This window comes from Paenibacillus sp. P3E, from assembly GCF_001909045.1.
Taxonomy (GTDB): Bacteria; Bacillota; Bacilli; order Paenibacillales; family Paenibacillaceae; genus Paenibacillus_AQ; species Paenibacillus_AQ helianthi.
Genome location: NZ_LVWH01000001.1, coordinates 1 through 12,224, shown reverse-complemented (window position 1 = coordinate 12,224; position 12,224 = coordinate 1). Strand labels below are relative to the sequence as shown.

The window sequence follows — 12,224 nt, the reverse complement described above, 5'->3', positions numbered from 1 at the left end:
TTATGGACAAAGTGGAGAGACTCATTTCGATTATCATGATATTGCTGAGGAAAGAGATTGTTTCTACAACGGAATTCTCACAACTATTCCATGTTTCCAAAAGAACGATCCTTCGCGATATGGAAACATTGAGCTTATGTAACATCCCGATCTACTCTGTCATTGGCGTCAAAGGCGGCTACGGCATAATGGAGGAATACAAGGTCGATAAACGCCTTCTAAGCAGCTCCGATTTACAGAATATATTGGCTGCGCTCGGCGGATTGGAACAACTCCTCCTTACTGAAGAAGTGGAAAGAACGATAAAAAAAATAGAGGCAATGGTTAGTCCATTGTCTCTGAATCGTTCCATTCAACTGTCGTTTTATGATTGGGAAGGTCGGTCCGAGATTCTTGAAACCTTAAAGACATGTCAAGAATCCATATCAAAGAAAAGGCTGGTTTCGTTTGATTATACAGATAAAGACGGGGCTGTAACGGATAGAATGGTTGAGCCCTATGAGCTGCATTTTAGCGAATCGAGTTGGTACTTGAAAGGATTCTGTTTACATCGACAGGGGTCTCGAACATTCAAGTTATCCCGGATCGATCATATTACTATGGATGAACGCGCGTTTCATCCTAGAGACGATTGGTCTGAGCAAGGACACGAAGCAAGTTATCTACCGCAATTCGTCACGATTAAGGCATGGATATCGCCTAGCATAAAAGATCAAATCATCGAAAGGTATGGTCGACGAAGTATTGAAGACCATGGTTCTGGACTTTTATTAGCAACCATATATGTCCCTCAAAATTATTTGGGATTTCAACTTTTAGCAAGCTTTGGCACTCATCTAAAAGTTGTAGAGCCCAAAACCTATCTTGAAGACTTTCGAAATTATTTATATCAAATGGTGGAGAACTATTCCTGATAAAGGTCTTGTCTCGGCATATATGACCAATTCCACATGAGTTAGGTCTTAACGCGCTTCTTAATAGATTTAGCATTGAAGCTTCAACCCTCAACTCAACTTTCCGCTTTACCACTATTTGTGGTATGGTTCACCCAAACTAGCCATAAACAAATATTTCCGATCAAGGCCAAATATGCTATCTTATGCTATGCATTGAAACAACAGACTTAAAAATCAAAACGCTGAATCATCCTAATGCAACAAGCCATATTTACATTGTGGTAAACTATATTTCAAAGAGTAGGGTCCTGTCTGAACTCAATGAGCTACGACAAGGTGGCAACACTTCAGCACAAACTATTCAACTGTTTTGGCTACTATCATCCTTTATTTCTACGTATAAAGAGTTAGGTTTCCAAGCTCACATAACCTGCAGACCTTAAGAAACTTGAATTCCCAAAGCTATTATTGCAGCTATAAAAATTCCGCCCTACTTATGATACGGTTCCCCGCGCTGTCTGAAGAGACAAGTTCAAAAACATTCTATCTGCAAGCTTGGCTCAAGCATCGCACTGGCAATGATCAGAAAGTCCTCGCGTCCGATTTCAAAATGGCCGTAGCGGAAGGAATACCCCCAGTTTCGGTTCCCGCGCGTAAAGCTAAGCTGCTCTAATAGATCTCTAATCTTTACTTCCTGGCATGATATATAGCTGATATTTCTGCGGAATGGCACAAACGATTCGGACATCGGATATTCATAGACTCTATCATCAGCCACTTCTCCGATTGCTGTGAACGCTTGGAGTGGTTCACCTTTCGTGATTTCCGTGCGTGGGGAATAGTAGATCATCCAATCGCCTGGGCGCATTTTACGTAAAGACGCTGACTTGCCGTGACAGAGCTGGGCGAATCCCCCCATTTTTAACACAGGCCTCTCTAATATCACGGGAAAACTTGACCACATTTTGGTTACCGTTCGTTCTAGAGGAACAGATTCATATTCTAAATGACAAAGGATGAGTCAAATGGCAGTACTAGTTGTATATGCTACGAAAACAGGGGCAACAGAACAATGTATAAAAATTTTAGCAGAAGAGATTTCGGATTGTACCCTTTGTAATATAGAACTGGAGAAGCCTAATATCGGGGATTTTGATTACATCATTTTGGGTGCAGGAGTCAGGGACGGGAAAATATACAAACCCATTCGCGACTTTATCAAAAAAAATCATAATGAATTGCTTTAGAAAAGAATGGGATACTTCATTTGCAATGAGAAGCAAAAGGAGACAAAAGAAATAATAGACCGGAATATCCCCGCTGATCTGAGAGAAGCCGCTGTCTGCATTGAATCATTTGGCGGTTATAAGGCTTATGCTGCACCGAAAGAAGGTTCCGATCAACTGAAAGGAATTTTCTTGGATAAAATAAAAGCCTTTTCCGAAAAATTCAGGAAGAGCGTCTCAACCAATTTCTGAATCTTTGAGCGGGAAATTAAATATATAGGACCCATTGTTTCGATTTTGCCGTCCTTTACCCGTATAGCGCTCTCCTGTTCTGCCGCATAGACATCAATCTCTTCAGACAAGGGGAACAGGTAGCCTTGAACAAACGTGTCGTAGCCCCGTTTAGAATGAGATTCATAGGCAAATTGATCAAAGCCCATACCTTCATAAATAGTACCTGTTTCAACTTCATGGTCCGTGTCATTCAAGCTTAACCATTGAGCAGACATGTTTAGCGCACCGGCGCTGGCACCCAGTATAATGGCATTGCTGTTCTTAATAATGTCCGCTAATTCATAATCCGCCAAGAAATCCTTCTGCAAACCAGGATAACCGCCGCATAAAAAAATGACGGAAGCGTTCTGAATGAATCGCCGGGCATCTTCCTTCTGCATGCGGTAATCAATGAAATGATATTCATCAAAAATAATATTAGCCTGATTCAGCCATGTCCATTCAGAGATATCATCAAAGTTAATTGGCTCATCTGTATAACCAGACGGGTCAGCACTAATCATAACAAGCGATTGTCTGTCTTGTATATCCTCCTGCAAACAATGGACCAGCTTCTCCGGAAAAAATTCATTAAACCAACTGAAATAGTAGTGGGTACTCAAACTTAATTACCTCCATATGTATTATTTCTAGCGCACTTCTTAATTAGCCTCATTAAAACGGTTTAATTTAGCTTCAGCCGTCAGCATGGCGCCGTTAAGAATAAGATTATTTCCGTCATTCCGGACCCTTGTTCTGAAATACAGGCTGCGTACGAAATTTTTCCCGTTTACTCTGGCGATTCTCTGCGTGCGCGTATCCGGCCATTCCGTACACTTCGACAAGCAATGAATCCAGTCGGCAATCTCCTGCTGCGGAAGCAGTGCTTCGCTAATCATCGTGTCCACAATGCTGGCCATGCGCTCGTCTTCCTCCTCGTCAAAAATCCGCACACCGTTATGCAGCATCCCTTTAACCGCCTCCAGCACCTCGCGCTGCAACACATTATCGCTTTCCCGACAGCGGATCAGCTCCTCCAGGGCATCTGCCCCATGAGCCGCAGCATGAGCCCAGCCTTCGACTGCCAGATAACCGCGCAGGTCCTTCTCCTCCTGGTAGTAGCGAAGCAGCGAATGCTTTAGATGCTGGAACTCATCCGGAGTCAAGAATGGATTGTTCCTGTCCCGCTGCACAATAAGAGCGACAGGCAGAACCGAGAACGCCCTGGTAAGCACACTTTGGTCACCCTCGCTTCCAATCCGATAGAACAAATGCCGGTCATCCATTAGAACAGCCAAAAGTTTCCACATTTCCTCACAGGAGAACTTATTATCGCGCTTCAGCCATATGTAAAAAATCGAATAGATATGCTCACGGAGCACAGGCTCCGGATCGCCAATATGTCGCAGCATCAGACAGGTAAAGTCTTGTAACCTTTCTCCCTCACGCAGGATATAACGTTCCTCCTCCAATCTTTGCAGCTTCCGTATCAGTTCTGTTCGTGTGTCCTCCGTACCCCATTCATTGAAATCATCGTCCAAAATACTGGCTTTCATTTAGTCGGTTCACTCCTAGCCTAGTTATAGCGGGCGGTATGTATTCTTTCCGCCGATATCCCCACTATAGAACACAATGACTGACACCAGGGCGTCAGTCATTGTAGGATAGAAGCATATTTTGCATATATTGCTGAAGCTCCGCCCGTAATTCACGAGGCTCCAGCAGCTCGCACTCCTTGCCGAAGCTTAGAATGAATTTCAGCAGGCCCTCCTCATGAGGAAAAGTATCCCTAACGAGATAGAAGCCATCTTCACCCCGGCTAATTTTCTCTTTCTGAAAGTACTCAGTAAGCTGCGCGCCAATTCGCGAAGTGAATCTGAGCACAACCTGTATGTCCCGCTGCGAATAGCTGTGCTCAATGACCTCGGCGATTCGGTCATCGGGCAGCTCTCTTTTTGCAAAAGGCGGTCCCTGCTTCAGTTGCTTGATCCGCACGAGCTTGAATCTGCGGTAGTCCTCTCTGACCCGGCAAAAACCTATCACGTACCAATGGCCGTGGCGAAAGTCAATCCAGCTTGGCTCTACCGTTCGCTCCAGGTATTCCATATCCCTGTTGATATAGTCGAACACCAGCAGCCTGTTATCCGTGATGGCCTTGCTTATGATCCCCATGTACTCTTTAATTTCCTGCTCCATGCTGAAATGGGACATATCCAGAGTCAGTTTGTGCTTACCTTGCTCCTGCTTATAGGTATGCTCAACCTTTAGCATGATGTCATTAAAAGCTTCGTTCCTGCCAAACAAGCCGTGTAAATTCTTCATTACAGCTACAAACGTATGAGCTTCATCCTGGTTTAAAAAGAGGCTGGTTATATTATAGCTGTCCATAATATAGTATCCTCCGCCCTTGCCGCTGGACGATGCAACCGGTATGCCGGCTTCTCCTATTTTTTCGATATCCCGGTAGATCGTCCGCAAGGATACCTCGAAATGCTCGGCAAGCTCCTTGCCCGTTACCGTACCTTTACCGGAGATGATCAGCAGCATGGAGAGCAATCGATTGACTCGCATGATTGTGTGTGACGTCGGGTAACGTCTCCTCCTCTGGGTGAAGTAAGTGAATCATATATTCTCTTGCTTTAATGCATCAATAATATTCTCCTTTTTTACTTTAGCTCCGGAATAAACAACCGCAGAGCTGACAATGACAAATACACACACAGTGACAGACAGAATGCTCATCCAGGGCAGGGTGAACCCATAGCTGAATTTGTTCGCAAATGCTTTATAGATTAGAACCATCACGGCGAAACTGACAGGAAGCCCATACAAGAGCGACTTGACCCCATAAAAAACACTCTCATAGTTCAGCATTTTTGCAAACCCCTTTGGCGTCGCGCCTACGGATTTCAGCATCGCAAATTCCCGTTTGCGAAGAGCCAGCCCTGTTGAGATCGTATTAAAGATGTTCGCAACGGAAATCGCAGAGATTAATACGATAAAACCGTAAGAAAAGACGTTCATCAGCAGAATCTGTTGTTCTTCGCTTATTCTGGATTGATATACATTGTAGACATTCAGATTGGTCTCATTCATCGCTTCAATTTCCTGCTGCGTTTTCACCGGTTCCGTGCTTTTCAAATGGAGGTACATCGAAGCGTTAGCCAGCTCCTCGCCGTCTGCCAGCCGATTCATGACGCGTTCCGACACGATCATATTTAACCCACCTACGCCTACCGGGCTCATCCCCATCGGTGCCTTATCCGTCAATGCGGCAAATATCACTTTATTTGCCTTCGTTTCTTCCCCGCTCTCATTAATAAAACTCGTTAGCTCGATATGTTGACCGATATTCGCATATATAGACTTCGTCTGAATATATTTCCCCGTATCTATATCTTTGTAATGAATCGTATCCATCACGATTGCGGCGGGATGATCCAGATCCGTAAGCTGTTCGTAATCTGCGCCAACCGCTCTGGCATAGGCTTGCAGGCTCGAATCATTCAGTGCATAGAGTTTAATTTCGTAAGGGTATTTCCCGTCTTGCAGCATACTCTTATCCTGCTTAACCTTCTCTTGCAACTCGTCGGCGATGCTTGCTGCATCGACCCAAGCGTTCCCGACTAACTCATGACTCACGTTGTATTCCGTGACGCCATCCAGAGATACAAGCGATTGCATCAACCGGTCATCTAGTCTTTTTCCATTACTGGACGACACTTCAATATCGTAATTGATGCCTTCCAGCGACAATGCCAGAGATTGTGTCAGGCCAGTCGTGAAAAACGATATCGTCAAAAACAAAACGATGCTGATGACAAGCGAAAAAAGAATAACATGATGTCTTCGTTTGTTCCTTTTTAAGTTTTTCAGCCCGATTTCTGCTTCGATTCCGAAGAGCTTACGAATGATCTTCGACGTCTTCACTGCTTTGGCCGTAAGCTTTACGTCAGTGGTTTGGCGAATCGCGTCCATGGGAGATACCCTAGATGCTTTAACCGCCGGGAGATACGCCGAAACGAAAATCGTCAGCATCGAAACAAGACAAGTAATCAAGAGCAATAACGGCGTGACGATAAGCCTCAGCTTTTCACTAGTCCATAATGCCCCTTCAATCATTGTGTTCATGAACGAAAAGGTGATTCCGATTCCGGCAAGACCGCATAAGATGCCAATGGGAATGCTGATCAAACCAATGACGATACCTTCAAAAAATACGGAATTTCGCTTCTGCCTTTTCGTCGCCCCCACGCTCGCGAGCATCCCTAAATGGCGGGAACGTTCCGAGACGGATATCGCAAAAGCGTTATAGATGAGCCCAACCGAGCCAATTATAATGGCCCCCATAATGATTGCCGATAATGAGAACATCATGCTGGATGAGGCTCCGCTGCTGGACAAGCCATAATAACGAAGCAAATCGTTATTATATTGGACAGTGTCAATTTGGTTTTTCTCAGCCAGCTTCTCCGCATGTGCGAACAAGAACGGATTGACCTGCTGCAAGACCACCGACGCATCGACCCGATCGTCCCCCCCGATGATATGATCATCGACATAGCTAATGATCGTATAACCCGGGGCCCAAGCCGTTTCCGACACCGGACGTTTAATGAAGCCTACCACCGTATAATCCCTAATTATGCTATGCTGTAATGTCTCGGTCAATGTGCCGTCTTCCCTGCGCAGCGGTTCCGTCTGATCCAGGGGATGATCGCCCCCTTGTTCGAATCGGTCGCCGACGCGAAGCGTTAGACGGTCGCCGATTTCGTACTTCACTTTGCCATTTGTTGCAACAGACTCGGAGATCACAACCTCCTTGTCCGTGTGCGGAAGACGCCCCTTGCTTATTTCAATCTGAAATTGTGTGAACCCTTGCACATCATATTCCTTAATGAACAAGTACGGCTTATTGGAATTTTGTCCCCCTTCTAATGGGGCATACCCAAGGTCTCTTGTGATTGCAACCGTTTTGGTTGCATCATCGCCCTGTATCGCCGCAAGCTGTTCCTTGGATATATCTTGATACTGAATATGCCACTCCCCTGTATCTGTGATAGTTTGTCTGATCATTAAATCCGCAAAGGAAAAAACAAGCGTAATGACAGCGGTCATCATGGATACCGAAATAATTACGCCAAGAATAGTCACAAGTGTTCGTCTCTTGTTCTGCTTCAGATGCCGGATGGTTAATGTATTGACAATATTCATCGCCTTATCACCTCGTCTTTGGCAATCCTCCCATCTTCGATTGAAATGATTCTGTCGGCTTGCAGGGCGATCCGTTCGTCATGCGTGATTACGATCAGTGTCTGATGATAGGTCTTATTCAGCATTTTCAATAAATCGACGATCTCGCTGCTATTCCTGCTGTCCAGATTCCCGGTGGGTTCGTCGGCCAGCATGATCGCAGGATTGCCGATGATCGCCCTGCCAATCGAGACACGCTGCTGCTGTCCGCCGGATAGCTGATTCGGCAGATGGTTTAATCGATGCTGCAAATTCAACGTATTCACAAGATCAGCCAATTGCTTTTGATCTACCTTTTGTTGATCCAGCAAGAGCGGCAGCGTAATATTCTCTTCCACCGTCAGGACGGGAATCAGATTGAAAAACTGGTAGATCAGCCCGATTTGCCTGCGTCTAAAGATGGCCAGCTGCGTTTCGTCCAAGGTATACATATCCGTATCCTGAACATACACTTTCCCGCCAGTCGGTCGATCCACACCGCCCAGCATATGAAGGAGTGTCGATTTTCCCGATCCGGAAGGTCCGATAATTGCGACGAATTCACCTTTTTGGACCGAAAAGGAAACATCATCAAGCGCCTTCACCGCCGATTCGCCTGTGCCGTATATTTTGGACAAATTTTCAATTGTTAAAATCTCCATTGTCATCCCCCCTTCCCTAGATGCTCAATTCCAGGTATATACCATCTCTCTATATCCAATATCCCAAAGGGTTTCATTCCCCTCAATGGTTATCTTAAGCTCATTAGCCCGGGTGAGATAAAGGATCCTCATATCCGGCTCATGGAGCTGATCTTCTGCAGATACAGACAGGAGCTCATGCCCGTCAACCGTAACCTTAATGCTGCCCTGAAAATCCTTATGATCAGGAATTCCATAATTCAAGCTAAGATACAGCTCTCCCTTATTGCCTAGCGAATACGTATATGTTTCCTTCTTTTTACCTTCGATGCCATACACATTATATTGGGGTGTCACGTCTTGACCGCCAATCTTAAGACTGTCCTGTTTGGTTCCCGTTAATCGATTTCCGTTACTATCTTTCCATTCGTTTATCGCTACAAAAGGGCCCACCTCTTTGGTGAACACTTGATCAACTACTCCGAAGACCCCCCACACGCCGAGCATTAAGACAGCACTTGCAATTCCCGTAGCAGCGATATTTCTCCAGTAGTTTTTTGTACGGAAGCCAATCTTGTACGCCCCGAATCCAATAGCAGCGCCCAATGAGTTCTGTATGACGTCGTTCGTGTCGAAGCTGCCGAGGAATGTTAGTGCCTGGATGGTCTCCACCACAAGAATGGACAGGATAAACCCTGTCATGAAGCGAACAAAGCTGGTGCGGTATAACAACGGAAACAGTATGCCAAAAGGTATGAAGGCTGCAAAGTTTCCAATACCCACCAAGTCCATCAGTGTCGGATGTAGAAGATCGGAAAGACCCGGCACCCTAAAAAAACCGTCCGGCAAAAAAATAAAGGTGTACTGACTGATTTGATCTACCTTATCCGCTCTGCCGAAAGCAAAAAGCATAAAATAAAGAATAATCAGGGTGTAGCCTATCGTGATAATAAAAGTAATCTTGCGCTGCTGCTTCACTTGCATGGTTGTACCTCCATCGTTCATCTGATGAATATCATTTTATCTGTCCAAAATGACTTTACAGTGACGTTGGAGGTGACAGTTCAGTCACTTACGGAGTGCTGTTAAATCACATGCTTATAAAATTTGATCCGAAACTCTGTACCAGTCCCGCTGTCGCTCGTTACATCAATCACGCCGTTCTGGCTTGCAATGATGCTGTGAGCCATCGCAAGCCCTATACCGATGCTTCCTTCATTAGCATTTTTTCCTTTATAAAAACGTTTGAAAATATAAGGCAAATCCTCTTTCGGAATGCCCTCTCCGTTGTCAGCAATAACGATTTCCGTAAATAGCACGTTGTCGGAAAATGTGATGGTAATCGCACCGCCCTCAGGTGTATGCTCCACTCCATTTTTCAAAATATTGATAACCGCTTCAGCAGTCCAATGGAAATCGCCGGCAAAAGAGACGCTGTCATCCCCTGTGATGGAAACGGTCTGTCCCTTAATATCCATCGGAATCATAACCGGCTCCAGTGCCTTTTGGATTAGGGTTTCCATGTGTATTCGATCTTTTTTGAACGGGATAGTTCCCGCTTCCATTTTCGCTAGCTTTAATAAGGATGAAACAAGCCAATCGATCCGTTCAAGCTGAATGCGAATATGATGGGTGAACTCCGTTCTTTTGCGTGGAGGCAGATCAGGGGCGCTTAACAGATCTGCCATGACTGTCATAGAGGTGATCGGTGTTTTGAGCTGATGTGAAATATCGGAGATGGCATCGGTCAGTTGAAGCTTATCCCGCTGCAATAGCGAACGATGCTCGGAGAGCATGCGTGTCACCTTGTAAATATCATTCTTTAAGATGCTAAGCTCACCTTCTTGATTATCGCGAGGGTCAAGGGAGGCCTGGCCGCTGCTAATCTCCCGCAAATAGACGGACAGCTTCTCTAGCTCGTAATATCTCCGTTTTGTGAATAATAAAGCTGTGCCGGTAAGCAGCACGGATACAATAATAACCAGGGCTGCGGCGACGGACGAAATGAAAGCAGCAATGACGATCGCCGATAAGCTGATCGAGCCCATGACGAGTAATAATATTTGATTTTCCCGATTGCGCAGCATCTAATCACCAACCTTATAGCCTAAACCGCGTACCGTTTTGATCAGAGCCGGCTGCTCTGGATTATCCTCCAGCTTTTCCCTTAGCCTTTTGATATAGACCGTTAACGTGTTGTCATTCACGAAGTCGCCGGCCACGTCCCAGATTTGCTCCAAGAGCTGATTCCTGGTGAGGACCTGTCCAACGTGGTTGCCAAAGATCAGCAATAAGCGGTATTCCAAGGCGGTTAGCGAAATTTCGGCACCGTTTTTATATACTTTGCCTTCCAGCGTATGGATGCGCACATTGTCAATGTCGATGACCGCTCCGGCGTGGGACAGCTTCTGGTATCTCCGCAAGACGGATTTGATCCTGGAGAGAAGCTCGCGAACCCGAAAAGGTTTGGTAATGTAATCATCGGCTCCCATATCGAGTCCCATCACGACATTGACCTCATCATCAATCACCGTTAAGAAAATGACCGGAATATCCCGTCGTTCCTTCACCATCTTGCATAATTCATAACCAGTTCCGTCTGGAAGCTGTAAATCGAACAGGCACAAAGTGAACTGATCGATGTCTTCGGCGAGCACCTTTCGGGCTGAAGCGGCATCATGGCAGAGAACGGTCCAATAACCCTCTTGCTGCAGCGAATATTCCAGTCCCGACGCGATCGTCTTATCATCTTCAACTAATAATATTTTCATCTGAAGGTCATCCTTATGATTGGATTGAATTGCACCTGTCCCAGATTTACTTGTAGTATTTCCCAAGATTTTGGACATTTAATGAATTCCACGACTACACAATCTCTTTATTAAAATGTCCTCTTGTGTCTGTTTCCTGATTAAAGACAGCATTATTCATTGAGCCATTTAATTTACCTGACGCCATATTAATGACTTTCACAACTTGCTCTTTAGATTCAACTGTGAAGTTTAATCTGAGCGCCTCGATTCCTTTGATGTTTGGCAGCTCATCCAGAAGATTAAGTGTCTTCCCATTAAGGAGCGTCGTTGTACAATCATTATGGGAAATGATAGGGAACGTTCCGTGCTCATCTTTTAACTCATAGCTCTTCGTTCTGCAAATTCTGCATTGATTCATTTTTTTCATCGGACAATATTTAGTAAACATCAAAGGAACCCTGCCATATACAATCATTTCCAGCGCAGGATAGCCGTCATTATCTTCAACATAGGCATTCCTTAAATCTTCAATTTGGCTCTTATTCAATTCATAAGATAAAGTGACTCGTTTTGCCCCTAATTTATATAATTCATAGCAACTAGTAGCATTAACAACATTTAGAGAATAGTCCGTAACAAACGGATTCGTGTCTCTGTAGTGATAAATTCCACCATATCCTCCAATGAGTAGCTGCCCTTCCTTTTCCTTATAATCAATCTGATTTCTTCTAACAACGTTTTTAAAATAGATTTCCTTAATTCCACAGCTTACGCAAGCCTCGTACTGCTCCTTAGTCGTTACAGAGGCGGTAAGGTATGGTTCTTCAGGGGCAAAGCTTATTTTTTCTTTTGCTTCCAAAGCCTTGGTTCGTTTCTTTTGGCTGTTAAGCTTCAAGTCATATAAGCCCAGTACAATATCCCTTCTTGCTGCATTTAACAGTTTAGCTGGAATAAACGCATTGCATTCTTCATATTCCACATGATTAAGTTCGAATATCGTATCATTTAATCTTGAAAATTGCTTGATTACCTGGTCTTTTGTTGTTGGATTATTAATGGCTTCGCCTAGTATTTCCTCGCTTTCATATGAATAATTAAAGCCTAAGCCCTCCGCATCTATGAAAAGCTTTGAATCTGGAGATGCATATACTCTAATATCGAGGTTAAACCGCTTAAATTCTTTTTCCAGTGATGATTCTAATT

Annotated in this window: 12 protein-coding genes; 2 read left to right on the top strand and 10 right to left on the bottom strand. The window is 44.6% G+C overall.

Features of this window, described 5'->3' with window-relative positions; all coding sequences use genetic code 11:
- Window positions 1-2: 2 nt before the first annotated feature.
- Window positions 3-914: a helix-turn-helix transcriptional regulator gene (locus A3842_RS00060; RefSeq protein ID WP_074100002.1), complete on the top strand. Its 912-nt coding sequence runs from the start codon at window positions 3-5 to the stop codon at window positions 912-914.
- Window positions 915-1,428: 514 nt separating this feature from the next.
- Here A3842_RS00060 and A3842_RS00055 read toward each other — a convergent pair.
- The gene (locus A3842_RS00055; RefSeq protein ID WP_371915968.1) at window positions 1,429-1,815 is read right to left on the bottom strand and encodes an EVE domain-containing protein; all 387 of its coding nucleotides are present in this window, start codon (window positions 1,813-1,815) and stop codon (window positions 1,429-1,431) included.
- Between the two features lie 106 nt (window positions 1,816-1,921).
- Between A3842_RS00055 and A3842_RS33085 the strand changes: the two genes are divergently transcribed.
- The gene (locus A3842_RS33085) at window positions 1,922-2,143 is read left to right on the top strand and encodes a flavodoxin domain-containing protein (RefSeq protein WP_244169799.1); all 222 of its coding nucleotides are present in this window, start codon (window positions 1,922-1,924) and stop codon (window positions 2,141-2,143) included.
- 152 nt (window positions 2,144-2,295) lie between these two features.
- Here the strand turns inward: A3842_RS33085 and A3842_RS00045 are convergent, their stop codons facing one another.
- The 9 genes from A3842_RS00045 to A3842_RS00005 all read right to left on the bottom strand — a co-directional run.
- Window positions 2,296-3,018: a type 1 glutamine amidotransferase family protein gene (locus A3842_RS00045; protein ID WP_074087056.1), complete on the bottom strand. Its 723-nt coding sequence runs from the start codon at window positions 3,016-3,018 to the stop codon at window positions 2,296-2,298.
- Window positions 3,019-3,057: 39 nt separating this feature from the next.
- Entirely contained in the window at window positions 3,058-3,951 is an 894-nt protein-coding gene (locus tag A3842_RS00040; RefSeq protein WP_074087054.1) for a DUF2785 domain-containing protein, read from the bottom strand.
- Between the two features lie 94 nt (window positions 3,952-4,045).
- A complete protein-coding gene (locus tag A3842_RS00035) occupies window positions 4,046-4,966 on the bottom strand; it encodes a helix-turn-helix transcriptional regulator (protein ID WP_074087053.1) in 921 nt (306 codons plus the stop codon).
- 51 nt (window positions 4,967-5,017) lie between these two features.
- Window positions 5,018-7,609 carry an FtsX-like permease family protein gene (locus A3842_RS00030; RefSeq protein WP_074100001.1) on the bottom strand — a complete coding sequence of 864 codons (2,592 nt, stop codon included), beginning with the start codon at window positions 7,607-7,609 and terminating at the stop codon, window positions 5,018-5,020.
- Window positions 7,606-8,289 carry an ABC transporter ATP-binding protein gene (locus tag A3842_RS00025; RefSeq protein WP_074100000.1) on the bottom strand — a complete coding sequence of 228 codons (684 nt, stop codon included), beginning with the start codon at window positions 8,287-8,289 and terminating at the stop codon, window positions 7,606-7,608. The genes A3842_RS00030 and A3842_RS00025 overlap by 4 nt, the downstream gene beginning before the upstream one ends.
- A 24-nt stretch (window positions 8,290-8,313) precedes the next feature.
- On the bottom strand, window positions 8,314-9,252 hold the full coding sequence (locus A3842_RS00020) for a VanZ family protein (protein WP_074087050.1): 939 nt from the start codon (window positions 9,250-9,252) through the stop codon (window positions 8,314-8,316).
- Window positions 9,253-9,353: 101 nt separating this feature from the next.
- Window positions 9,354-10,355 (bottom strand): sensor histidine kinase, encoded by a 1,002-nt coding sequence (locus A3842_RS00015; RefSeq protein ID WP_074087049.1) that lies wholly within the window; start codon window positions 10,353-10,355, stop codon window positions 9,354-9,356.
- Window positions 10,356-11,039 carry a response regulator transcription factor gene (locus A3842_RS00010; RefSeq protein ID WP_042141824.1) on the bottom strand — a complete coding sequence of 228 codons (684 nt, stop codon included), beginning with the start codon at window positions 11,037-11,039 and terminating at the stop codon, window positions 10,356-10,358.
- Window positions 11,040-11,133: 94 nt separating this feature from the next.
- Window positions 11,134-12,224, bottom strand: a 1,091-nt coding sequence (locus A3842_RS00005) for a U32 family peptidase (protein WP_178382268.1), incomplete at its 5' end; no start/stop codon positions are given.

Coding starts and splice junctions, on each gene's coding strand:
- A3842_RS00010 (WP_042141824.1), bottom strand. CDS start 11,039: ATGAAAATATTATTAGTTGAAGATGATAAGACGATCGCGTCGGGACTG.
- A3842_RS00030 (WP_074100001.1), bottom strand. CDS start 7,609: ATGAATATTGTCAATACATTAACCATCCGGCATCTGAAGCAGAACAAG.
- A3842_RS00040 (WP_074087054.1), bottom strand. CDS start 3,951: ATGAAAGCCAGTATTTTGGACGATGATTTCAATGAATGGGGTACGGAG.
- A3842_RS33085 (WP_244169799.1), top strand. CDS start 1,922: ATGGCAGTACTAGTTGTATATGCTACGAAAACAGGGGCAACAGAACAA.
- A3842_RS00015 (WP_074087049.1), bottom strand. CDS start 10,355: ATGCTGCGCAATCGGGAAAATCAAATATTATTACTCGTCATGGGCTCG.
- A3842_RS00060 (WP_074100002.1), top strand. CDS start 3: ATGGACAAAGTGGAGAGACTCATTTCGATTATCATGATATTGCTGAGG.
- A3842_RS00020 (WP_074087050.1), bottom strand. CDS start 9,252: ATGCAAGTGAAGCAGCAGCGCAAGATTACTTTTATTATCACGATAGGC.
- A3842_RS00055 (WP_371915968.1), bottom strand. CDS start 1,815: ATGGGGGGATTCGCCCAGCTCTGTCACGGCAAGTCAGCGTCTTTACGT.
- A3842_RS00035 (WP_074087053.1), bottom strand. CDS start 4,966: ATGCGAGTCAATCGATTGCTCTCCATGCTGCTGATCATCTCCGGTAAA.
- A3842_RS00025 (WP_074100000.1), bottom strand. CDS start 8,289: ATGGAGATTTTAACAATTGAAAATTTGTCCAAAATATACGGCACAGGC.